Annotated in this window: 20 protein-coding genes and 1 tRNA gene; 11 read left to right on the top strand and 10 right to left on the bottom strand. The window is 52.6% G+C overall.

Going from position 1 to position 23,799, the window contains the following annotated elements; all coding sequences use genetic code 11:
• Nucleotides 1-31: 31 nt before the first annotated feature.
• Nucleotides 32-105: transfer RNA gene (locus HV107_RS05250), tRNA-Gly, on the top strand.
• A 511-nt stretch (nt 106-616) separates the two neighbouring features.
• Here HV107_RS05250 and HV107_RS05240 read toward each other — a convergent pair.
• Nucleotides 617-2,494 (bottom strand): flagellin, encoded by a 1,878-nt coding sequence (locus tag HV107_RS05240; protein WP_182062329.1) that lies wholly within the window; start codon nt 2,492-2,494, stop codon nt 617-619.
• Between the two features lie 352 nt (nt 2,495-2,846).
• Between HV107_RS05240 and HV107_RS05235 the strand changes: the two genes are divergently transcribed.
• Both HV107_RS05235 and HV107_RS05230 read left to right on the top strand, forming a co-directional pair.
• Nucleotides 2,847-3,476, top strand: a complete 630-nt coding sequence (locus HV107_RS05235) for a winged helix-turn-helix transcriptional regulator (RefSeq protein ID WP_182062328.1) — start codon at nt 2,847-2,849, stop codon at nt 3,474-3,476.
• Nucleotides 3,477-3,574: 98 nt separating this feature from the next.
• Nucleotides 3,575-4,189 carry an outer membrane beta-barrel protein gene (locus HV107_RS05230; RefSeq protein ID WP_182062327.1) on the top strand — a complete coding sequence of 205 codons (615 nt, stop codon included), beginning with the start codon at nt 3,575-3,577 and terminating at the stop codon, nt 4,187-4,189.
• 63 nt (nt 4,190-4,252) lie between these two features.
• Here the strand turns inward: HV107_RS05230 and HV107_RS05225 are convergent, their stop codons facing one another.
• The 6 genes from HV107_RS05225 to HV107_RS05200 form a co-directional block, all read right to left on the bottom strand.
• Nucleotides 4,253-4,651, bottom strand: a complete 399-nt coding sequence (locus HV107_RS05225; RefSeq protein WP_182062326.1) for a hypothetical protein — start codon at nt 4,649-4,651, stop codon at nt 4,253-4,255.
• Between the two features lie 401 nt (nt 4,652-5,052).
• Complete coding sequence (locus tag HV107_RS05220; RefSeq protein ID WP_182062325.1) at nt 5,053-6,123, bottom strand: ABC transporter ATP-binding protein; 1,071 nt, start codon at nt 6,121-6,123, stop codon at nt 5,053-5,055.
• Nucleotides 6,116-7,885 carry an iron ABC transporter permease gene (locus tag HV107_RS05215; protein ID WP_182062324.1) on the bottom strand — a complete coding sequence of 590 codons (1,770 nt, stop codon included), beginning with the start codon at nt 7,883-7,885 and terminating at the stop codon, nt 6,116-6,118. Before HV107_RS05215 ends, HV107_RS05220 begins: the two co-directional genes overlap by 8 nt.
• A 79-nt stretch (nt 7,886-7,964) precedes the next feature.
• The gene (locus tag HV107_RS05210) at nt 7,965-9,053 is read right to left on the bottom strand and encodes an ABC transporter substrate-binding protein (protein ID WP_182062323.1); all 1,089 of its coding nucleotides are present in this window, start codon (nt 9,051-9,053) and stop codon (nt 7,965-7,967) included.
• 163 nt (nt 9,054-9,216) lie between these two features.
• The gene (locus tag HV107_RS05205) at nt 9,217-9,918 is read right to left on the bottom strand and encodes a response regulator (protein ID WP_182062322.1); all 702 of its coding nucleotides are present in this window, start codon (nt 9,916-9,918) and stop codon (nt 9,217-9,219) included.
• A 3-nt stretch (nt 9,919-9,921) separates the two neighbouring features.
• Entirely contained in the window at nt 9,922-11,559 is a 1,638-nt protein-coding gene (locus HV107_RS05200; protein ID WP_182062321.1) for a sensor histidine kinase, read from the bottom strand.
• A gap of 179 nt (nt 11,560-11,738) precedes the next feature.
• Between HV107_RS05200 and yjdI the strand changes: the two genes are divergently transcribed.
• Together yjdI and HV107_RS05190 are read left to right on the top strand one after the other, a co-directional pair.
• Nucleotides 11,739-11,969, top strand: a complete 231-nt coding sequence (gene yjdI, locus HV107_RS05195; protein ID WP_182062320.1) for a 4Fe-4S mono-cluster protein YjdI — start codon at nt 11,739-11,741, stop codon at nt 11,967-11,969.
• Between the two features lie 10 nt (nt 11,970-11,979).
• A complete protein-coding gene (locus tag HV107_RS05190; RefSeq protein WP_014071634.1) occupies nt 11,980-12,252 on the top strand; it encodes a GNAT family N-acetyltransferase in 273 nt (90 codons plus the stop codon).
• 603 nt (nt 12,253-12,855) lie between these two features.
• Here HV107_RS05190 and HV107_RS05185 read toward each other — a convergent pair.
• Together HV107_RS05185 and HV107_RS05180 are read right to left on the bottom strand one after the other, a co-directional pair.
• Nucleotides 12,856-14,085, bottom strand: coding sequence for an amino acid permease (locus tag HV107_RS05185; protein ID WP_182062319.1), 1,230 nt, complete (start codon nt 14,083-14,085; stop codon nt 12,856-12,858).
• A gap of 119 nt (nt 14,086-14,204) precedes the next feature.
• Nucleotides 14,205-14,666 (bottom strand): multidrug/biocide efflux PACE transporter, encoded by a 462-nt coding sequence (locus HV107_RS05180; RefSeq protein ID WP_182062318.1) that lies wholly within the window; start codon nt 14,664-14,666, stop codon nt 14,205-14,207.
• Between the two features lie 101 nt (nt 14,667-14,767).
• Here HV107_RS05180 and HV107_RS05175 point away from each other — a divergent pair, with 101 nt between their 5' ends.
• From HV107_RS05175 to HV107_RS05165, 3 genes are all read left to right on the top strand, one after another.
• Nucleotides 14,768-15,634 carry a LysR family transcriptional regulator gene (locus tag HV107_RS05175; RefSeq protein ID WP_182062317.1) on the top strand — a complete coding sequence of 289 codons (867 nt, stop codon included), beginning with the start codon at nt 14,768-14,770 and terminating at the stop codon, nt 15,632-15,634.
• A 92-nt stretch (nt 15,635-15,726) separates the two neighbouring features.
• Nucleotides 15,727-16,905 carry an acetyl-CoA C-acetyltransferase gene (locus HV107_RS05170; RefSeq protein ID WP_182062316.1) on the top strand — a complete coding sequence of 393 codons (1,179 nt, stop codon included), beginning with the start codon at nt 15,727-15,729 and terminating at the stop codon, nt 16,903-16,905.
• Between the two features lie 319 nt (nt 16,906-17,224).
• Nucleotides 17,225-17,908: an oligogalacturonate-specific porin KdgM family protein gene (locus tag HV107_RS05165; RefSeq protein WP_182062315.1), complete on the top strand. Its 684-nt coding sequence runs from the start codon at nt 17,225-17,227 to the stop codon at nt 17,906-17,908.
• Nucleotides 17,909-18,735: 827 nt separating this feature from the next.
• Here the strand turns inward: HV107_RS05165 and HV107_RS05160 are convergent.
• Nucleotides 18,736-19,911, bottom strand: a complete 1,176-nt coding sequence (locus tag HV107_RS05160) for an oligogalacturonate lyase family protein (RefSeq protein ID WP_182062314.1) — start codon at nt 19,909-19,911, stop codon at nt 18,736-18,738.
• A gap of 412 nt (nt 19,912-20,323) precedes the next feature.
• Here HV107_RS05160 and kduI point away from each other — a divergent pair, with 412 nt between their 5' ends.
• From kduI to HV107_RS05145, 3 genes are all read left to right on the top strand, one after another.
• A complete protein-coding gene (kduI, locus tag HV107_RS05155; protein ID WP_182062313.1) occupies nt 20,324-21,160 on the top strand; it encodes a 5-dehydro-4-deoxy-D-glucuronate isomerase in 837 nt (278 codons plus the stop codon).
• Between the two features lie 63 nt (nt 21,161-21,223).
• Nucleotides 21,224-21,985 carry a 2-dehydro-3-deoxy-D-gluconate 5-dehydrogenase KduD gene (kduD, locus tag HV107_RS05150; protein ID WP_182062312.1) on the top strand — a complete coding sequence of 254 codons (762 nt, stop codon included), beginning with the start codon at nt 21,224-21,226 and terminating at the stop codon, nt 21,983-21,985.
• A gap of 295 nt (nt 21,986-22,280) precedes the next feature.
• On the top strand, nt 22,281-23,714 hold the full coding sequence (locus tag HV107_RS05145; RefSeq protein WP_259349700.1) for a sugar porter family MFS transporter: 1,434 nt from the start codon (nt 22,281-22,283) through the stop codon (nt 23,712-23,714).
• Nucleotides 23,715-23,799: the final 85 nt, after the last annotated feature.

The following is a 23,799-nucleotide window of genomic DNA, read 5'->3' as shown; positions in this document are numbered from 1 at the left end:
GTAAGGCCTATAATGCTTTACGCACTTCAAAGCGGGTGTAGTTCAATGGTAGAACGAGAGCTTCCCAAGCTCTATACGAGGGTTCGATTCCCTTCACCCGCTCCAAAATTCCCCTACCTTTATTTTCCCATCCGCCCATGAACAAAAAACAATACAATTTCGGTGCAACTGGCGGGGTATCTTTGTTTCACGCAAGAGTTTCCCATCTGCTTTGCTCATAGCTTGAAGTTATTGTTTTTCGCTCATTTTAAATCTGCCGCAGGCGTTGTGCGAGCAGACCATGCTGATTCCATTCATAACCCTCTACTGGTGCTAATAGTTTTGCGTATCTTGCCCGCCGAAAATATTGGCCCGACTGCTGGATGTTGTGCCATCGTCATAGCGACAGTCCTGGCCATCAAAAATGTTGGCTCGGCAACTATCCGCCATAGCAGTATTCAACGAACCCACAAAAATAATAAATACTAAAACCCACGGCTTAGCGTTCATGGCTATTCTCTGAAAATGAATGGGAGCAACGGTAGCTATACTATGTCTGACAGCGTAGTTAAAGGGTAAAACGAGAACTTCCCAAGCTCTATACGAGGGTTCGATTCCCTTCACCCCATCACGCCAATTACCCCTGCAACAATGAAAGTACCGCATCCGGCAGATGGTTCGATTTCGCCAGCACCGAGTTCCCCGCCTGTTGCACAATCTGCGCGCGAGACATTTGCGACACTTCTTCCGCGTAATCAGCATCTTCAATTCGCGAACGCGAGGCGCTTAGTGCGGTGGAGGTTGCCGCTTGCACATTCTGCGCGGATTCGAGGCGGTTCATGGTTGCGCCCAGCAGGCTACGGCGCTGATCGACACGGGCAATCGCCGCATCGAGAGTTGCCAGTGGATCTTCCGGATTGCGCAGACGGATCCCATCACCGGTTTCCCGTAGATTGATGGTGGTCCAGCCCGTTGCGGCGTCGGTTGTGGTGGTATAGCTGTTGGGATAATAAATCTGGATCTCGCCGCTGCCGTTGAGTGTCTTAATCAGCAGCGAGCCGTCACTTTGCTGTACCAGAGTGGCGCTTTTACCATCCGCGCCGAGGTTCATCACATAATTCCCGTCAGCATCGCTATCGAGTACGTTAGCGAAGATTTTGCCGTCGTTATCCGTATAGTTCAGCTGCATCTTTGCCGGGTCGATCGTTATGTAAGATGTACCGCCGACGGTGCTGACATCCGTAAAGGCGTTTTGTGCAGTCGCGGTGTTTGCCTGAACGGTCACGGCGGGTGTTCCGCCATCGCTGCTGACAGCAACAGAGGCGGCATAATAGCGAAAATCGCCGCCGCCGTTGTCCACTTCCATAAAATACGAGCTGCCATTTTTCACCAGCCGCGCGGTGCCGGAAACCGCATTCCCGCTGCTGTCCAGGAAGGTGGGGGTGGCGCTGGTTAAATCTACCGCCGGTGTACTGGTGACGTTAACCGGTGATGCCAGGGTCGTCAGCGCCGTGGGGTCAGTGACTTTGGCCTGCATTGCCCCGGTCGGGCCCCAGTTGAGTTCGGCTTCGTAATAGTCCGTTCCCTGCTGGATATAATATTTGCCGTTGCTGCTCACCAGCGCATCGGCGCTCATCGCCGCGTTGCTGTTGTCTACAAACGAAAGCCCTGACACCGCGCGTGACGGCAGCGTGGAGATATCGCTGTAGAGCGGTGAAGATGTCACGGCTGAAACGCTTACGCTGGCCGAACTGGTAGCGGTATTGTACGTCGCGCCGTAGTTCGCCGTCAGATAGGTGTTTTTCCCCTGCGCATCGGTGCCCTGAATAAACAAAATACCGCTGCTGCTGCGAACCAGTTTGGCGGATGTTAGCGCGACGCCTGCGGTATTAAAGGTGACGCTGGTACTGCCGCTGCTCAGCGAGATATTGCTGGCGGAGCCCAGTAGCTGATCGGTCGGCGTCACTTTGCCGCTAATTCCGCGGATCACCAGGTCGGTCAGTCCAAGTTCGTCAACGCTGAAACCCGGTTTGCCAAGGAAGAGGCCAAGGGTTTCATTATCATTTACGCCAACCTGTATCGGCACATTCCCGGCACTGCCATCGAGTACGTTTTTGCCATTAAAGGTGGTCTGTGAATTAAGACGGGCAATCTCTTTCAGGTTGACGTTAATTTCAGCCTGAATGCTGTCTGCATCTTCCAGAGTGTAGGTTTCACTCAACGACTGAACGGACAGCTCACGAATGCGCTGCAAGCGCTGGTTAATTTCGCTGAGCGCACCTTCCGCCGTTTCGGCCATTGAACGCCCGTCGCTGGCGTTTCGCTGCGCCTGAAGAAGACCTTTAATCTGGCTGCCCATACGGTTAGCAATCGCCTGACCTGCCGCATCGTCTTTGGCGCTGTTAATTCGCATCCCGGAGGAGAGTCGCTCAACGGATTGCTGTAATACGGAACTGGTCTTTAACGCGGTATTTTGTACTACCAGAGTATTGACGTTGGTGATGATCCCAGACATCGTTCACCTGCTTTTCTTAGTATTATGCTTTGAGAGATCATCGTCCAGGAAGAGGATATATTTAGGTTAAATTAACCACTATATTTCAGAGGTGACTTTACCGAAATTTTTCTGAGCCGCCAGGCTGAAATTTAAAATTGAACCCCTTTTCTTTTTACTCGCTAAATATCGCCTGATATATCTGTGCGCTAGCTCATTGGCTGGGTCATGCGCCCCGCGCCGTTTTATCCGGCAGCTATGATAATCCACACCTCTGGTTTGCCAGTGTGAACTACAGTTATCAGTTCTGAAGCAGTAACCGCTTAACTTTCTGGTCTATACTGGCAAAGTCGCCAGGCTACAGGGCAGTGCCATGCATATTTTACCTCCTGTTCGACCCGAACAGTCCATTGAACGTCTGACTGCGATCCTTGAACCGATCGCGGAGAACGTGAAATTAGTTCCGCGTAAGCGCATCACCTGGACGCATAAAGGTCGGCAGCAAATGTACCTTTTCCAGCAGGGTGAGTTGTCGTTGCTGCGTGCTTCTGACGGGCTGTTGCTGGTGACGGTTTATGAACCGCATCTGTTTGGGATCGCCGAGATGATCCAGCCTACGCAGGGACATATTCTGCGGGTGGAAAGTGAATCGACCGTTTTGCGTGCCGATGCAGACCATGCCGCCACGCTTTTTCGCGAACAGGGCGTATGGGAGGATGTCGCGGCAGTGCTCTCGTATCACACGGCCTATTTAGTTTACCGTGATGCCCAGGTGGTACAGCAACGTACCTATTCCGTTATTCGCAATCATTTGCAGGAGATGATATTGCTGCCCGAAGAAGCGCGAATGCGCACGACAATTCTTGACTATATTCAGGATCGTACGCTATTGTCGCGCAGCAGTATTCTCAATGTATTATCGGCGTTAAAAAAAGGGCAATACATCTCATTTAAGCGTGGCGGTTATTTGCTGGAGATGACGCATTTACCGGAATCTTTCTAGTGATAATTTAAAATTAAACTGAAAATCAATTAACGACGCACTTATTTATCTATATCGTTTGCTGACTGAAAACATTCAATTAAGCAAACGGGATTTATATGAAAAAGACACTTGTCGCATTAATTATTGCTAATGCCTTTACCGCTACCACGGCGTTTGCGGCAGCTAATGCAGGCACCTGGTACAGTGGCGCTAAATTTGGCTGGTCTCACTATTTTGATGCCAATACCGCGTCTAAGGCGCACGACAACAACAACGGCTCTAACCAGTATAATGTCGATCACGATAACGTCGGTGGCGGTATTTATACGGGTTACCAGATAACGCCATGGCTGGCCGTTGAAGGTGGTTACGATTATTTAGGCAATATGCAGATTAATGGTCATCATAGCGCGGGTGCGCAAATGAAAAGCCAGGGTTTGCAGATGTCCTTAAAAGCCAGCTACGGCCTGACGGACAGCTGGGATATTTATGGTCGTGCCGGGGCGATGGCCTATCGCGCTGAGTCCGATGTAAGTGGTCACAATCGTTTTGATACTGGTGTACGCCCGCTAGCTGCTGTCGGTACGGAGTACGCATTCAACAAAAACTGGGCGGGTCGCCTGGAGTATCAGTGGGTGAGCAACGTGGGTAATGCCAACCAGATAGGCGTCAGCAGCGATGTGAGCTCTGTAACGGCAGGGTTAACCTATCGTTTTGGGCAGCACGATTAAGACTTGCCAGAATCATGATAATAGAAAAAGCCCGGCTACGTTTGTAGCCGGGCTTTTTGACATTTAACCGGCCACTAAAGGTTGAAGGGCGATATTAATACTTCTCAGACCCATCTCATTATTATCTTTCAGATATTGCTGGTTAATCATATCCAGTTGCTCCAGCTTCGTCAGAGAGGCATATACGCGCTGAACCGGACTGTCTTCGGTAAAAATATCTTTCGCTGTTGTATTTTGTAAATAGTGATTTTTCAGGCTGGTGGTTAGCACATTAATGTGTTGCTTGTTCGTTTGGTAAAGTGCTGCAATGTGTGAAGTTTGCACCTCTGCGGGTTTTTCACCTGGCAGAACCAACGGGATTTGCAGGCGGTTTATCTTTTCAACCTCATCCTGATGAGGGGCGCTACACGCGGTTAATGTACTCAAGCTGAATATAGCCACAAATAATGACAGTTTCTTCATGGAATAACTCTGGGTAAATGAGAGAGACTGACATTATCTAAAACGTTGACTGCGCTATCAGATTTAAATTGTTTATTTTTAAATGTATTAGCGATGGGGTATAAAACATGCAGGTGGTAGCTTTGTTTCTTCGACACTCATTATTATCTATCGAGGATTTATGAAACTGAAAATGCGTGTTAGTGCAAAGGGGTTATTGCGCCACTTTCGCAGGAAATGATCAAGGGCGAGGAGGGCAATGTTATCTGGAACCCGCATTGCCTGGATACCTTTGATTTCTGGTTCAATATTGTTACGCCATAAGCGGTAGCACGCGTTTGTGTCGGGTGGCACTTCGCTTACCCGACGTTGGTATTGCAGGCCCGGTAAGCGAAGCGCCACCGGGCACTGTCAGGTTTTCATCACCCTTTAGGGAAGATCCAGACGTGTTTTTCCGGTAACGACAAATGGCAGTGCTGCGGATCCCGAACGTCGTGGCCATAGGCGCGGATCACAAAATCATCCCCCGCGGTACGGAACAGATATTCCCAGCGATCCCCCAGATACATGCTGGTGAGTAACGGCAGCTCAAGCTGGTTTTCTCCCGGGCCGTCCACCACTGCTACACGCTCCACACGGATAACCGCCGTGGCTTCACTCCCTGCTTTCACGCCTTCCGCCGCCTGGCCCCACAGCCTCCAGCCGTTGCCTTCAATGTGCGCTTTGCCGTCGCGGACTTCGGTCACTTTGCCATGCAGGCGGTTGTTACTGCCCATAAACTCGGCGGTAAACAGCGTTTTCGGCGAGCCATACATCTCCTGCGGCGTACCCTGTTGCTCAATTTTTCCGTTGTTCAGCAGCAGAATACGATCGGAAATCGACATTGCTTCATTCTGATCGTGCGTGACCATCAGCGCCGACAGGCCGAGCTTGATAATCAACTCGCGCAGGAACACGCGGGCCTCTTCGCGCAGCTTGGCGTCCAGGTTCGAAAGCGGTTCATCCAGCAGGATCACCGGCGGGTTATAGACCAGCGCCCGGCCAATCGCCACGCGCTGTTGCTGACCACCGGAAAGCTGGTGCGGGTGGCGCTTACCCAGATGGCCCAGGCCGAGCTGATCCAGTACATCCTGAACGCGCTGGGTTACCTCTTTCGCTGGGACCTTACGCAGCTTTAAAGGATATGCCACGTTCTCAAAAACGGTTTTGTGCGGCCATAGGGCGTAGGACTGAAACACCAGCCCCAGGTTGCGTTCCTCTGCCGGGATTTCACTGCGCGGTGTGCCGTTGTAAACGCTGTTTTTGCCGATGACAATCGAACCCTGGGTCGGCTTTTCCAGGCCCGCAACCGCGCGCAGCAATGTGGTCTTGCCGCTGCCCGATGGCCCCAGCAAGGAAACTACTTCGCCGCGTTTGAGGTTCATGGAAACCCCTTTTAACACCGGGTTGTCGCCGTAGGTTAAGTGCAGATTTTCGACCGCTAATTCAATCATGTAATTTAACTCCGAAGCGAAGGGCAATGCCCAGACCTACCACGACCAGCAGGATGTTAATAAAAGAGAGCGCAGCCACGATATCAATGGCACCCGCCGCCCACAGGGAAACCAGCATCGAGCCTATGGTTTCCGTACCTGGCGAAAGCAGGTACACACCGGTTGAGTATTCGCGTTCAAAGATCAGGAACATCAACAACCATGAGCCAATAAGACCGTAGCGTGATAACGGGATGGTGACGTGACGGGTAATTTGCCCGCGCGTTGCCCCTGTGCTGCGCGCCGCTTCTTCAAGTTCAGGCCCGACCTGGAGCAGCGTTGAGGAGATAAGCCGTAGCCCATATGCCATCCACACCACGGTGTAGGCCAGCCAGACGCTGAAGATGGTGCTGCGTAATGAACGCAACCAGACAATCAGATGTTCACGCATCCAGTCTGACCACGCAAACCCGGAAAGCCATCCTGATTTCAGTGAGTTATCCAGCCACATTGGCAGGAACAGGAACACCCACAGGAAAGCCAGACCCGCAAGCAAGCCCGGGACCGCACGTGGCACCAGCACGCTGTAATCGAGGAACCGCGTGGTGTTGTCCGGTTTGCGGTGCATGGCGATACCGACAAACAGATAGCAGGCCACCGCCAGCGCACCGCCAATCACGCCGATAGACATCGAGTTGACGATGGCGCGCAGCAGGTTTGGTTGTGCCCAGATAGTGCGGAAGGTGCTCAGGGAAAGCTCATCCCAGAGAGATACTCCCACCCCCCAGTTTGAGATAAATGCGCGTAACACCACGCCAAGCAGTGGAACGCCAATGGTCACGGTCAGCCAGAACGCCACCACGGCACCTGCCACCCAGCGCCATTTGCCCAGCGGCAACGCGCGCGCCTGTGACGCTTTGCCTTTCACGGTCACAAAGCGGTTGGCAGTGCGCATCAGGCGACGCTGTAACATGACCAGTGGGATGGTGATACAAATCAGCACCACGGCCACTGCCGCCATCAGGTGATAAGACGGTGTGCCGAGCTTGTTGGTCAGCTGATACAGGTAGGTTGCCAGCACCATGTTGCCTTCTGGATCGCCCAGCACCAGCATCAGGCCAAACACCTCCAGCCCGAGGAAGAACAGCAACACGATGGCGTACAGAATAGACGGACGCACCATCGGCAGGCTGACGGAGGTCATGACCTGCAAGGGAGAAGCCCCCGCCGTGCGCGCGGCTTCTTCTACATCAGAACCCACGCTTCGCAGCGCAGAAGAAATATACAGATACGCGTGCGGAACATGCGTCAGGCCAGCGATGACCACGATGCTCGACATGTCGTAGATATTCCAGGGCACAAAACCAATCAGCGACTGCGCCCACAGAGATAAAAAACCAACCGGCCCGGCGGCGACCACATAGCCAAAGCCCAGAACCATCGGCGACACAAAAATCGGCACCAGGATCAGCGGCTCAATCAGACGCCGGCCAGGCAAGTCGGTGCGGACCATCAGAAACGCCAGTACCCCGCCAAGCGGAATGGCGATAACGACCAGACCGAACGCGAGAATGAAGCCGCTTCTGAGTGCTTTATAGAAGTCGGGGTCGGTGAAAATAAATCCAAATGATTCAAAGCTCCACTCTTTAGCCGGAGAAAAAAAGGGAGCCGATAAGAAGCTCTGTATCACGATGAACGACAGCGGAACATAGATAACCAGAGCGGTTATCAACACCACTACGCCGCGAGGCAGGCTTTGCCACTTTCTGTGTAATGTATTCATAGTGTATCCCTGGTACTGGAACCCAGAACAACGACATCAGGTGAAGGAGCGCGGCAGAGCCGCCGCGCTATGACCGGACTTATTTAGCTGCGGCTTCGCGCCACTGTTTGATGTAGTCCAGACGTTTTTTCGGTTGCAGGTATTCCAGCAGGCTTTCATCAACCGGGATCGGTTTCAGCGCGCTGCCCAGCACTTTGGTCAGGCCATCGATATCATTTTTGCCTTCGATATCGTTACGAATGGACGGGATATCAGCCTGATTCGCCAGAATACTTTGCCCTTTTTCTGACAGCACATAGTCCAGCCACAGCTTCGCGGCGTTGTTGTTTTGCGCCTGCTGGCTGATAAAGGACACGCGCGATAACACCAGGGTGTAATCCTTCGGATAGGAGATGCCCAGTGACGGATCGTTCTTCGCACGGGCTTCAGCGTAGGAGCCAAGGATGTTAAAGCCAATCAGGTTTTCACCTGACGATACCCTTTCCATCATCGTGCCGGTTGAAGACTGCACGGCTAAACCGCCTTTGGCGATATCAGCCAGGGTTTTCAGGTAGTTAGGATCTGCCTTGAAATCCTGAACGGAGAGCATAAAGCCCAGCCCGGATTTTTCGATGTCGTAGGTGGTGACTTTGCTCTTGAATTTATCGCTCTGGCTGGCGATAAGTTTAGCCAGCGCCGCGTGTGAATCCGGTACTTCGGCCGCAGGAATAAGGCGTTTGTTGTAGATAAAGACCACTGGCTCATAGGTGGTGCCGTAGGCTTTATCGCTCCAGACTGCCCATTTTGGTAACTGGCTTTGCTCAGGGGATTTGTACTCCTGCGCATAGTCGGTAGCGAGCTTCAGTGCGGTATCCATTGAGGAGCTCCAGACCACATCACCGCTGCTGCCACCGGAGGCTTGTTCGCTGATAAAACGGTTGTACAGCTCGGTGCTGTTCATGTCGTTATATTCAACTTTAATGCCCGGGTAGGTTTTCTCGAAGCCCTCAATCAGCGGCCCGGCGGCTTTGGTGTCGGTGGTGGAGTAAATCACCACTTTTCCCTCTTTGGTCGCAGCATCCACGACTTTTTGATACTCGGCAGGATAGCCCTGCGGCAAAGCAGACATTGCAGACGTAGAGATCAGTACAGTAGCGGTAAGCAGAGAAATTCGGAAAGTGTTCGACATTATAATTAACCTTTTAGTTACATTTGAGGAACTAATGGTCAACATAGCGTATGGGGAACATCAGACAATAGGGGGGCGAAAGCCCCGCTTCCGAAGTGTGATTGTCGGCGTTGTTTCGGCAATTAACACCATTAAATCCGCAAAACACCACCCGGTTTACGGCTTATTCTTTGGCGGGTGCTTTGCGATATAGCCGTCTTGGATGGCCAATATTGCCGTACAACATTTCGATGCTAATAAAACCGCTCTCCACGCAGTATTCCAGATAACGGCGGCCCGTGGTTTTGCTGATGCCCACGTTTTCTACCACCTCTTCTACAGACATATTGCTTTCAGGGTTATCCGTGAAAAAGCGCTTAATGCGCTCCAGCGTGTTGGGCTCAATCCCTTTTGTGGAAGGGGCCGGGGAGGACTCTGCCGCAGGCAGATTAAACAGGCGATCCAGCGCATGTTGGTCCACCACTTTCACCTGTTGCACGGTGTGGACGAATCGCAAAAACCGCTCAAGCGAGGCGTGCAGGCGCTGGAAAAAGACCGGTTTTATCAGGTAGTCGAACGCGCCGCTGCGCATAGCATGGCTACAGGTTTGCATATCGCTGGCCGCAGTGATGAAAATGACCGAGCACTCAAAACTCTTCAGCAGCGGGCTGTCGATTAAGTTCACGCCTTTACCATCAGGAAGATAGTTATCAAGCAAGATCAACCGTGGCTGATGGCGGCTAATCAGCTCACGCGCCTTTTCCAGCGAAGGGGCAATGCCGACAACGCGCAAATGGAAATTCTGCTCAATATACTCACGATGCAGCTCGGCGAGGTGAGGTTCGTCCTCAACAATGACGACATCAATTGCCCGGGTAGTAGTCATGTGTTAGCCCTGTCGAACGGAAGGTTTAAATGGAATAAACACCGTGAAAATAGTGCCTTGCGGGGTATTGTCGGTGATTTCAATATTGCCACCGGCCTTATCAATATATCCTGCCACCAGAAACAGACCGATACCGTGCTCGGAGCCCGTTATTTCGTTGCCGGTGTCGGGCTTACTTGTGAATCCCTGTTGGAAAATATGCGGCTTCATGGCATCGTCCACGCCGCAGCCCCGGTCGGCTACTTCTATCAGCAGCTCCTGGTTTCTGTCCGAAATATAGAGTTCCACTGCGGCGGGTACGGAGGCTTTTAGCGTGGCGTCCACGGCGTTATCCAGCAGGTTGCCTATAACCGACATCAGCTCTGTTTCGTTGAGCGTTAACGGCATATGGGTTAACTGGCAGGCAGGATCGAAAAGCAGTTCAACGCCTTTTTCGTGTGCGCTGACGTATTTCCCCAGCAGCAACCCGCATAATGCCGGCGACGTGAAACGGGCAGAGACAAAATCCAGCACCTTTTGCGCGCCATCGGACTGGGCCTGAATGTAGCGAATGGCCTCGTCATAATGCTTCATCTGCAACAACCCGACGAGGGTAGCGGTCCAGTTTAATTGCTCATGGCGCATAATGCGCAGATTGTCAGCGTAACGCTTTATCTGGCTCAGCTGGCTGCTGAGGGTGTTAATGTCGTTTTTATCGCGGAAGCTATACACCCAACCGCTTTCGACACCCGCCTCAACCTCCATTGCCACGCGGTTAACGATCACTTCCCGATGATTAAGGACGGCAATCTGATCGTGGCTACCGCTGCTTATTGAGGTATAGCGCTGTGAAAAGAAACCGGGTGAGGTCTGCAACACCTCATCGAGCGGTTTGCCGATAAGCTCTTTTTCGCTCTGGCGAATATCCAGCAGTTCTCGCGCCGCCCGGTTTATTAAAATCAGCTGCTTTTCAGCATTTACCGCAAATACGCCCTCGTACATGGCTTCAAGCAGGGCTTTTTGTTGCAGAACCAGCTGGGCAATATCTTTGGGCTCCAGGCGGAACATCTGCTTTTTGAGATTACGGGTAAACAGCCAGGAAAAAATAAACAGCAGAAGCAAAAGTCCAATGCCATATAAGCCCGACTGCCAGAGGATGCGGGCATTAATATTAGCAATGTACGACGTCAGATAACCCACCGAGACAATCCCGATCACCTGATGTTGTGCATTAAATATCGGGGCTTTACTACGTAATGAAACACCTATCCCGCCTTTACGTACGGAAATAATGGTTTTTCCCTTTAAGACCTCGGCATTATCCCCACCAATCATGGGTAAATTAAGGCGTTCAGGTGATTCTGAGTGATACAGATGCTGTTCGCGGATATCCCCGATGACAATATAACTGGCATCACTTTCTGCGCGTAAAGGCTGAATTAAGCGGGCAATGCCGCTGATATCTCTGGCAGCGACTTTATCGGCAAGCCCCGGCATCAGGGCTATTTCGCTGGCCTGCACGCGCGCACGCTGTCCGAGGTCATGGTGCAGCTGTCGGTCGATAAAATGGAACAGAATCGCACCCAGCAGCACTAATAGCAGACAGGAAAAGAACACCAGAGATAAAAAAAGCTTCACCTGAAAAGGGAGTCTGCGTTTCATATGTCCTGCGGCTGAAATACAAAAATGAGATATTTGCGGAGCCTGACATGGGGAAATGTGACGTGCAATCTGACAAAAACAGAGTTGTGAGCTGGCTTTTCGTTTTTTGCGTGGATAGCCATCAGGATCCCACAAGGCTATGCTTTGTTTAGCACCATAATAACTACAGAGGCAATGTCATGGATAAAGAACTACTGGACGCAGGTTACCGGGCCTATACCGGGGACAAAATTGATGTCTACTTCAACACCGGGATCTGCGAACATTCAGGGAATTGTGTGCGCGGTAGCGCTAAGCTATTCAATCTGAAACGCAAACCGTGGATCATCCCGGATGAAGTGGATGTAGAAACGGTTATTCGTGTGATTGATACCTGCCCGAGCGGTGCGCTGAAGTATCGCCAAAAATAAGCGAGGAACTATGGATATTCTGGAAGGCCATAACAAGTTTTATGTGAACGATGCAGACGGAAATCAGGTCGCCGAGATTGTGTTTGTCCCGACCGGCGAGCACCTGAGCATTATCGAGCACACCGATGTCGACCCGAGCCTGAAGGGGCAAGGCGTCGGTAAGCAGCTGGTGGCGAAAGTGGTGGAGAAGATGCGCGGTGAGAACCGCAAGATTATCCCACTGTGCCCGTTCGCGAAGCATGAGTTTGATAATACGCGAGAGTATGACGATATTCGGGCGTGATGTTCCACCGTCTGCACGATCGGTGGTAGCGTTCCGTTCGCTATAGCTTCTCCGCTACCTGTTTATCCCGCTGCGGTGAACGTGTTAAGGGGGCTATCGCCGCCCCCTTAACAATCCCGGCTCCCGGCCATGAAAATCGCCGCTTCGCGGTTCCCTCGGCTTTTTCCCCTTCGCTTTCGGGTCGGGCGAGATCCTGCATCCATGCAGGTCACGCCCTCTCCGCGCATCCCTGCGCGTCGCCCCGGCTACGGTGAAACGCCTCGGCGATTTTCTGCCGGACTGGCATCACCTCAACCTACACTGCGGCCGGAAAGGGGCACGGGTGTTGAGTCCCCGCTAAAATCGGCGAGCCGGAGACCGGATGACAAGGTCTGGACGCCATGGATGGCGGCCAGAGGCGAATCGAGACAGGATGTCGAGTTGAGCCGACCGCAGGCAGAGGGTCGGGAGGTGAGCGAAGTGCGAAGCACCGATTTTGTTGCGGGGCCGCGGGGATTGAAAAGGGGGCCGCGGTGGCCCCCTTTTCCCGTTCACGGGCTGTGAAGAATAAATGTTATACCGGAATAGAAGTGAACGGAACAGCCTGCATCCTCATTCCTCGAATCACCCCACAAACATCACCGACACACACAACACCCCCACAATCAACGTTAGCAAATTCCCCACCGAACGATACTGCTTCAGCGATGGAATCAAATACGTCGACAGCGTCGGCATAATAAACAAAATCATGGCAATCAGCGGGCCGCTGATGGCGTAAATCATTGAAATCGCATTCGGGTTAATACAGCACACCACAAAGGTAATCAGCGACACGCCCAGGATGGAAACCGCACGGTTATAGGCGCGGCTTTTCTTCACCCCCACCTGATTCAGCGACGACTTCACTATCTCCGTCGCTCCCTCAATCACCCCAAAATAGGTGCCGAGGAACGATTTCGACATCGCGATAATGGCGACAATAATGCCGGAAATCCCAAGCCAGGCAGGAGAAGAGGGCATCATCGACAGCGCCGACAAAATCGTTACCCCTTCCTCTTTCGCCGCCACAATGTAAGACGGTGGAATGGAAAGCAGGCAGCTGAACACGAAGAACAGTACGCTCAGGCAAATAATCAGGTACGCCACCTTCATGATTTTTTTGCATTTACCCATGGCGGCTTCACCGTACTTCTCGCGACGATCGACCGCAAACGTCGAGATGATCGGGGTATGGCTAAAAGCGAAAACCATCACCGGGATAGAAACCCATACCTGGTGCAGCGTATGTTGATCGAATGCCATCTGGCTTGTGAGCAGCTCAGGTTGCCAGCTACCCGTCAGATAGAGCGATAAAAACAGGAAGTAGGCGATCAGCGGAAAGACCAAAAATCCCATCACTTTAATGGTGATATGGCGCCCCATCAGGAAGATCAGATTCAGCGCCAGCACCACGCCAAAACTCACCATCACCCGCACACTAAGGTCGACCGTCATGCGCTTCGCCAGCTGTTCGGTGAGCGAGTTTGTAATCGCCACCGCGTAGATAAGCACCACCACAAAGAAGGCGACAAAATAGAGCGCGGTGATCAGGTTACCGATCTTCTTACCGTAGTAGTGGCACACCGCTCCGGTGATCCCTTCGTTGCCTTTTGTTTTCGACGACAGGATAAATTGCGCCAGCGCTTTGTGCGGCCAGTAGGTTAACGGATAAGCCACAAGGGCTGTAATAAGCAGGACAATGGCGCCTGCGGAGCCGATCTGAATGGGCAAGAACAAGGTTCCTGCGCCCACGGCAGTGCCATAGAGGGCGAAACTCCAGAGAGTCTCTTCTTTTGACCAAATTTTCGACATTAGAGCAACGCATCAACTATAAAACGAACAAAAAGGAGTGCAATTTACCATAATTATGAGAGGAGATCGCCGTTGCTTCTGAGTGGTTTGGCCGGAGCGGGGGTCCGGCCAGTGGAGAATTAGCCTGCCAGGGCGCGTCGTTGCTGGCGACGCTTGATGATTTTCTCGCGCAGAGTGTCATACGCCCAGTTATAGAACATGGTGTAGGGCAGGAAGAACAGGAAGAAACCTATTTCCAGTGTGAATGCCTCAAGCAGCGTGACACCGAGCACGGCAGACACGATGCTTACGCCGATCACAATAAAACCGCATTCGAATCCTAACGCGTGCAGGGCGCGGACTTTGGCCGTGCGTTTCACCCGCTGTACAGGCCAGAAACGGTCAAAGCCAAAGTTATAGATGATATTCCACACCATCGCCGTGGTGGCCAGAATAATGGTCAGGCCGCCCATTTCAACCACTGAACGTTGCATTAACCACGCGGCCGTCGGGGCGAGGATCGCCGTGGCAATCCCTTCAAAACAGACCGCATGGAAGATTCGCTCCGGTAGCTTACGCTGGAGTGCATCCTGATGTTGCATAGTGACCTCATTAATTCGCCAGAATGGGCGTTGTTGCGGCCTATTTTTATCGCTAAAGATGATATATAAAAGATGGTATCCATCGATAAAATAGATACTTCATGCGCTATTCACCCGAAGCTCTCACCGCGTTTGTCGAAACGGTTGCCGCCGGTTCGTTTTCTGCTGCCGCACGTCGGCTGCGTAAAAGCCAGTCCACCATCAGTACCTCCATTGCCAATCTTGAGGCCGATCTGGGCTTTGAGCTATTTGACCGTTCGGCGCGTCAGCCTGTATTAACCGCGCAGGGCGAGCAAGTGCTGGGTTATGTGCAATCCATTCTTGCGGCCAGCGCGCGGCTCGACGAGCTGGCGGTGTCGCTGACGGCGCAAACCGAAGCGCGCCTGACATTTGTGCTTTCCGATACGCTGAACCCGGACGTGCTGGAAGATCTGATGAAACAGTTCGACCAGCGTTTTCCCCATACGGAATTCGAATGTCTGATCGGCGAGGAAGAGGATGTTATCGACCTGCTGCAAAAGGAGCGGGCGCAGGTCGGGCTAACGGAAGCGCGCGACGGCTACCCGACCGATATCGGTGTCACCCGGCTGCCCATGCAGACCCGGATGGCAATCTATGTTTCTGCCGACCATCCCCTTGCTGCGCAACATGAGACACAGGCTGACGAACTTCACGGCTGGCGCGAGTTGCGCCTGAGTACCTATCTTGAGCGGGAAACAACGCTTGCGCGGGGGCCGGTCTGGTCAGCGCCCAATTACCTGTTACTCTTGAGTATGGCGGTGCAGGGCTTTGGCTGGTGTGCGCTGCCATGCGCGCTAGTGGATGAGTTTGCGGCATCAAAATCTCTGGTGCAGCTGAACGTAACGGGCTGGCCGCGCGCGATCGGGATTGATCTGCTGTGGAACAAACGATCCCCGCCAGGCGTCGCCGGAAGCTGGCTGCGCCAGTATTTGCAGGATGCACGCTAATCCTGTGACTAAACTCACTTTTTTTAAACAATTGCGTCAATTGTTGATAACAATCCTCTACTATCGTCATGTCATTTTATACAGAGGTCGTGATGAAAGATGTCGTTATAGTGGGTGCGTTGCGTACGGCTATCGGCTGTTTTCAGGGAGCACTGTCGCGCTATTCTGCCGTTGATCTGGGCAGCGTGGTGGTGAAGGCACTGGTGGAACGCAGCGGGATCGCCGGGCATGAAATCGACGAAGTGATCCTCGGTCAGGTGCTGACTGCCGGTGCCGGTCAAAACCCTGCGCGCCAGGCGGCGCTCAAAGGCGGCCTGCCGAATACCGTGTCTGCAATTACCATCAACGATGTCTGTGGCTCTGGCCTGAAAGCGCTGCATCTTGCTACCCAGGCGATACAGTGTGGTGAAGCGGATGTGGTGATTGCCGGAGGGCAGGAAAACATGAGCCGCGCCCCGCACGTCCTCACCGACAGCCGTACCGGCGCGCAGCTGGGCAACAGCCAGCTTATCGACAGCCTGGTGCATGACGGGTTGTGGGATGCGTTCAATGACTACCACATGGGCGTGACGGCAGAAAACCTGGCGCGGGAGTACGGCATCAGCCGCGAGCTTCAGGATGCCTACGCGCTAAGCTCACAGCAAAAAGCCCGTGCGGCTATCGATTCCGGGCGGTTTCGCGATGAAATCGTGCCCGTCAGCACGCTTAGACAGAGCGGTGAATCTGTTGTCGTCGACACGGATGAACAGCCGCGTACCGATGCCAGCGCCGAAGGGCTGGCAAAGCTGAATCCCGCATTTGAAACCCTGGGCTCGGTGACCGCCGGGAACGCATCCTCTATAAATGACGGTGCAGCAGCGGTGATGATGATGAGTGAAAGCAAAGCCCAGGAGCTGGATTTACCCGTGCTGGCGCGCATCAAGGCATTTGCCAGCGTAGGTGTTGACCCGGCCTTAATGGGGATCGCACCGGTCTATGCGACCCGTCGCTGCCTGGAGCGCGCGGGCTGGCATCTCAGTGATGTGGATCTTATCGAAGTGAACGAAGCCTTTGCGGCTCAGGCCATTTCGGTAGGCAAAATGCTGGAATGGGATCCGCTGCGCGTCAATGTCAACGGCGGGGCGATAGCCCTTGGCCACCCGATCGGCGCATCCGGCTGCCGGATCCTGGTGTCACTGGTCCACGAAATGATGAAACGTAATTCCCGTAAGGGGATCGCCACGCTGTGTATCGGTGGTGGGCAGGGGGTTGCGCTAGCGATCGAAAGGTAATATTCCATCAGCCCGACACTAAAGCCTCCTGCCTGGAGGTTTTTTTTTGACATGAAGAATCATATTTTTACCCTTTTCAGGTAAATCTAAAGTTATCATTAATACTTGCACGCCGAATTATATTCCCCGCTAAGTTTTTAGTGTGATCTCTCCCATAAAAATTCACCTTAAAGCCCCTTTTTTGTTGACGGGGTTCACGTCGATCCTTGCCAAAAAAAATGAAACAAATAATTACGATCTTTGTCACTGAAATTACGTTTATAAAAAAATAAACTGCAATTCCATAAAAACGAAACGTTATTTCAATTGAGGGTTTTTCATGTTTAAGAAATCTCTGGCTCTTGCTTCCCTTGTCGGTGCGTCTTTTGCAGTTCAGGCTGTTACTGTTGATTTACGTCATGAATACATCGATAGCGGCTCGAACGCAGATCGCGTATCTGTTTCACATCGTTTTGAAAACGGCTTAGGTTTTTCGGTTGAGGCGAAATGGAAATCTGGCGGCGATAAGGCCGACCAGCCATTTGCAGATGTGGTGGGTAACGGCCACGAAGACCAGATTAGCTGGCGCTGGAAAGCAACGGACAATATCTCGTTGACACCTGCGTTTACGATTGAGAGTAATGACAGCCGAACTATTTATAAACCGAACCTGCACTTGCAATATAGCTTCGATAATGGGTTCTACGTTGCGGCGCGTTACCGTTATGAATATACCCGTTATCCATCAAGCTCAAATAAGGACGATGATAAAGTAAACCGTGGTGATGCCTGGGTTGGCTGGGTAATGGGCAATTTCCGCACTGAGTTGAACTATGTTTACGCGAAAAGTTCGGAAGGTATGATTCGTAATAATAATAAAGATTACTCCAACGAATATAACGCCAAGCTGGCATACAAATGGGATAAAAACTGGGCACCCTATGTTGAAGTGGGTAACGTGGGCGTGAAAGATACCGATGAGCGCCAGACCCGTTTCCGTTTAGGTGTGGCGTACTCTTTCTAAGACATAATAAGCAGTACCTCCGGGAAAAAAACCGGCTCCGCGTGAGTAATGCTTGTCAGTGAAGCACGGTGCAGGGTTCCGTTCACCTTAATATCAGCAGAAAATAATTCGTTCAGAACACGTGAACGGGATAAGGGGGCCGCCGCGGCCCCCTTATCAATCCCCGCGGCCCGCAAAGAAATCGGTGCTTCGCACTGCGCTCACCTCACGACCGTCTGCCTGCGGTCGGCTCGACTCGACATCCTGTCTCATTTCGCCTCTGGCCGCCATCCATGGCGTCCAGCCCTTGTCATGCGGTCTCCGGTTCGCCGATTTCTGCGGGACTCAACATCCGTGCCATTTTCAGGCCGCAGAGAAGGTTGAAGGTTCGTGAGTCCGGCTGAAAATCGCCGAAGCGTTTCCTGAAGGCCGGGGCGACGCGCAGGGATGCGCGGCGAGGGCGGATTTACAGGGACGTTACCTCCGCCCGTCCCCGATAAGCCGGAAGGAATAAGCTGAGGGTACCGCGAAGCGGCGAGTTTCTTTGCCGGGAGCCGGGATTGCTAAGGGGGCGGCGGCAACCCCCTTAGCACGTTCACCGCAGCGGATTATGCAGGTAGCAGGAAAGCCTAAGTGAACGGAACGATGCCACTCAAATAGCAGAGTGGTTTAATATCGCTTAACTGACTGGCATTAGCTCCGCGTGAGCCGGTTTTTTTATGCCCGGAACTCCCGGTTTTGTAGGCCCGGTAAGCGCAGCGCCACCGGGCAAAAAAGCACGCACTGCCCCCCAAAAAAAAGCCCTCCATAAAGGAGGGCAAGGCCAGTTACAGAAACACTAACTCAAATCATGCTTGCAACATTTCAGGTTGCTCGGGGAGTTTCGCGATATAGAGAGCAGGTTTGCCGTCTTTATCGGAACTGTACAGAACCGCTTTGTCATCCGGGGTAAAGGATGGGTGCGGATGGGTCACCTGGCGGCTATTGGCCACCGTTGCCCAGGAGGTATCATGACGGGCGATGCGGAAGTACGCTTTTTTCGCCACATCAAAGGCATAAAGGTAAGGATCGTTATCGATGGTATAACCGCTGGTATCCTTCACATCGACCGGCGTGCCAGAGCCATCCCCAACCAGCATTGTGCCGTCGAAGTTGCTCATCAGGTGCGAACAGGCGGGCATCTGCATAACGGCATCGTTAACGCCGGTATCCGGGTTAAAGCTGTAAATCGTGCGGCCCTGCTGACCTTTCAGATACGAGACGTAGACCAGTGCAGAACCATTCGGCACCCAGAATTCATGGGTGCAGCTTTCACCTTCTGCGTGCTCTTTCACTTTGCGCACGTTGCTGCCGTCTTCGTTGACCAGCCACATGCGGGCATCCACCAGGTCGTGCGGCCCTTCGTGACAGAAGGCCACGGTGTTGTCGTCGAACGGACGATAAATAGGGTGCCCCAGCCAGTTTTTCTCTTCGTGGATGGTTGAGCTTTCACCGGTTTTAAGATCCACGCGCAGCAGGCGGCAGCGTGGCCCTTTATGGAAGAAGTCATGGAAAATCTTCCAGTCGTTGAGCGGCGTCCAGTCACTTTTGGCAATCTCAATACCAACCAGTTTGGTGCAATCGCTATTGGCCACCCAGGTACCGTAACCCACCCATTCGTCAGAGACGCGGTACACTTCGCGCTCGGCCAGGGTGTGTAAGTTCACTTCCAGCAGCGTGCGGTCGTTCTTCACATAGTAGAAGGACTTATCATCCGGGGAGAGGAACCCGCCAAAGGTGTTATCGCCGGTACCTTCAGTCAGCTGCACGGCTTCTGCTTTTTTCAGATCCAGCAGGTAGTAGTTCCAGTTCCCGTCAAACTCTCCCGCGAACAGCAGGTGACTACCATCGTTAAAGAAGCACTTCTGATAGAAGTAGTTGCGATGACAGGTTACTTCGGGTGGGGTCAGGCGGGTGACTTCCACGCCTGTATCCGGATCGCGGCTGACCTCGTAGTTCAGCTTGACCCGCATACCTTTAGCCATAATGCACTCCTTTATACGATAAAAATTGAGTTAAAAACTGGGTGTTAAATTATCAAAACATCGTTTCAATGTGTGTGACTGATGGCGCAATTTGTAAGAAAAATTGATGAAAGCGATGTCATCTTAGATTTTTAACGCTGAATGTTTTGTAGGCCGTCATATTTCAAAGGTTTTATAACTTATTGTTTATTATGATTAACATCCAGGCTGCTTTTAACCATTTCTGCGTCAACCCCTCAACAATCGTGATCCGAACATCATTTCTGGCATAAAGATACAGAAAAAGTGAAACGTCGTTTTAAATTCAATTGAAAACCCATTTCTCAGGGGATACTATGTGCCAATCGAGAAAACGGAACGATGTTTCGTTAATTATTTTGCCTTCGGGCACGGATCACTTCTGGAGGTTACCGTGGACGTCAGACAAAGCATCCACAGCGCGCACGCTAAAACGCTGGATACCCAGGCGCTGCGCAACGAGTTTTTAGTTGAGAAGGTATTTGAAGCCGATGCGTACACCATGGTCTACAGCCATATCGATCGCATTATTGTTGGCGGCATCATGCCGGTGGCAAAAACGGTTTCTGTTGGTGGCGAAGTGGGCAAACAGCTCGGCGTGAGCTACTTCCTGGAACGCCGCGAACTGGGCGTTATCAATATCGGCGGTCCTGGCACTGTCACCGTAGACGGCCACTGTTACGAGATTGGTCATCGCGATGCTTTGTTCGTTGGCAAAGGCGCGAAAGAAGTGGTCTTCGCCAGCATTGATAGTGGCAAGCCGGCGAAGTTCTACTACAACTGTGCGCCAGCCCACACCACGTACCCAACCAAAAAAGTGACACCTGCGGACGTAGCCCCGGTCACGCTTGGCGATAACCTCACCAGCAACCGCCGTACCATCAACAAATACTTTGTTCCCGATGTGCTGGAAACCTGCCAGCTCAGCATGGGGCTGACCGAGCTTGAGCCGGGCAACCTGTGGAACACCATGCCGTGCCATACCCACGAGCGCCGCATGGAAGTCTATTTCTACTTCAACATGGAAGAAGATGCCTGCGTGTTTCACATGATGGGGCAGCCGCAGGAAACGCGTCATATCGTGATGCATAACGAGCAGGCCGTGATTTCTCCGAGCTGGTCGATTCACTCAGGCGTGGGAACCCGTGCGTACACCTTTATCTGGGGTATGGTCGGTGAAAACCAGGTCTTTGATGACATGGACCACGTCGCTGTTAAAGATCTGCGCTAGTCGCGGGCAGTTAAGCATAAACCTGCCTGTTCGTGACAGGCGTTAAAAGATTAAGGAACTAACATGATTCTGGATGCATTTTCTCTACAGGGTAAAGTGGCTGTAGTTTCCGGTTGTGACACCGGTCTGGGCCAGGGTATGGCATTAGGTCTGGCGGAAGCTGGCTGCGATATCGTCGGGATCAACATTGTTGAACCGACTGAAACCATTGAACGCGTCACCGCACTGGGCCGTCGTTTCCTGAGCCTGACCGCTGACCTGCGTAAAATCGATGCCATTCCTGAGCTGTTGGATCGCGCTGTGGCAGAATTCGGGCATATCGATATCCTGGTCAACAACGCAGGCCTGATCCGCCGTGAAGATGCTATCAACTTCAGCGAGCGCGACTGGGACGACGTGATGAATCTGAACATCAAGAGCGTGTTCTTTATGTCTCAGGCGGCGGCGAAGCACTTTATCGCCCAGGGTAAAGGCGGCAAGATCATTAACATCGCCTCTATGCTGTCGTTCCAGGGCGGCATCCGCGTGCCGTCTTACACCGCGTCAAAAAGTGCCGTAATGGGCGTGACCCGTCTGCTGGCGAACGAGTGGGCGAAGCACAACATCAACGTCAACGGCATTGCACCAGGCTACATGGCAACCAATAACACTCAGCAGCTGCGTGCTGATGAACAGCGTAGCGCGGAAATCCTCGACCGTATCCCGGCTGGCCGTTGGGGTCTGCCGAGCGACCTGATGGGGCCGATTGTGTTCCTGGCGTCCCCAGCTTCTGACTACATCAACGGCTACACCGTTGCCGTTGACGGTGGCTGGCTGGCGCGTTAATTCCGCCCGCAGACGAAGAACCTCTGCCTTATGGCGGAGGTTTTTTTGCACAAAAAATGTCATTATCCATACCCGTAAAGATGAAAAATCCATACCAAAAAATCATGAATGACATAAATCACAGTTTTATTGCTTAAAAATTAACTGATTAGTAAAAAAATGTGATTATTCAGCATTAGTTGAAATTGTAATGTCCATCACAGATCGGTATGTCGCAGCAAAATTATCCATATCTTCGCAGATTACCGCCTGACACTTTTTTTCGCCATCTCGTAATTTCAGTTAACGAATTTCGCTGTTCAGGCAGGAAAATATGACATCTATAAATGACTCTACCCTCATGCCCGGCGCGCTGCGCGATACCCGCCGGATGAACCAGTTTGTCTCTATCGCGGCAGCGGTAGCCGGTTTGCTGTTTGGGCTGGATATCGGCGTGATTGCCGGTGCGTTGCCGTTTATTACCGATCACTTTACGTTGAGCAGCCGCCTCCAGGAGTGGGTGGTGAGCAGTATGATGCTTGGCGCAGCTATCGGTGCGCTGTTTAACGGCTGGCTTTCGTTCCGCCTTGGGCGCAAATACAGCCTGATGGTTGGCGCCATTCTGTTTGTCGCCGGTTCACTCGGCTCTGCGTTTGCCACAGGCGTGGAATTGCTGTTGCTGTCCCGCGTGCTGCTGGGCGTAGCGGTGGGGATTGCGTCGTACACCGCGCCGCTTTATCTGTCAGAAATGGCAAGCGAGAACGTGCGCGGCAAGATGATCAGTATGTATCAGCTGATGGTGACGCTCGGTATCGTGCTGGCGTTTTTGTCCGATACCTATTTCAGCTACAGCGGTAACTGGCGGGCGATGCTGGGTGTGCTGGCGCTGCCTGCGTTGCTGCTGATCGTGCTGGTGATATTCCTGCCGAACAGCCCGCGCTGGCTGGCGCAAAAAGGGCGTCACGTGGAGGCGGAAGAGGTGCTACGCATGTTGCGTGATACGTCTGAAAAGGCGCGTGACGAGCTGAACGAAATCCGCGAAAGCCTGAAACTGAAGCAGGGCGGCTGGGCGCTGTTTAAGGCCAACAGCAACGTGCGTCGAGCGGTGTTCCTCGGCATGTTGTTGCAGGCGATGCAGCAGTTCACCGGCATGAACATCATCATGTATTACGCCCCGCGCATCTTCAAAATGGCCGGATTCACCAACACCGAACAGCAGATGATAGCCACGCTGGTGGTCGGGTTGACCTTTATGTTCGCCACTTTTATTGCGGTATTCACCGTTGATAAAGCCGGACGTAAACCGGCGCTGAAAATTGGTTTTAGCGTGATGGCCATCGGCACGTTGATCCTCGGCTACTGCCTGATGCAGTTCGATAACGGCACGGCATCAAGCGGGCTTTCATGGCTCTCTGTCGGCATGACCATGATGTGTATTGCAGGATATGCGATGAGTGCCGCGCCGGTCGTGTGGATCCTGTGCTCTGAAATTCAGCCACTGAAATGCCGTGACTTCGGGATAACCTGTTCTACAACCACCAACTGGGTGTCGAACATGATTATCGGTGCGACATTCCTGACGCTGCTGGATTCGATTGGCGCGGCTGGTACATTTTGGCTCTATACGGTGCTGAACGTGGTGTTTATCGGTATTACGTTCTGGCTTGTTCCTGAAACCAAAGGCGTGACGCTGGAACACATTGAACGCAAGCTAATGGCCGGGGAGAAATTACGCGATATCGGCGTCTGATGGCGTGTCCGGTGGCGCTACGCTTACCGGGCCTACAAAGTAGCGCCAAATGTAGGCCGGGTAAGGCATAGCCGCCACCCGGCTT

The organism is Enterobacter sp. RHBSTW-00175 (assembly GCF_013927005.1).
Lineage (GTDB): Bacteria > Pseudomonadota > Gammaproteobacteria > Enterobacterales > Enterobacteriaceae > Enterobacter.
Note: the sequence above shows the minus strand (reverse complement) of the source record. Positions and strands in the feature narration are given on the sequence as shown.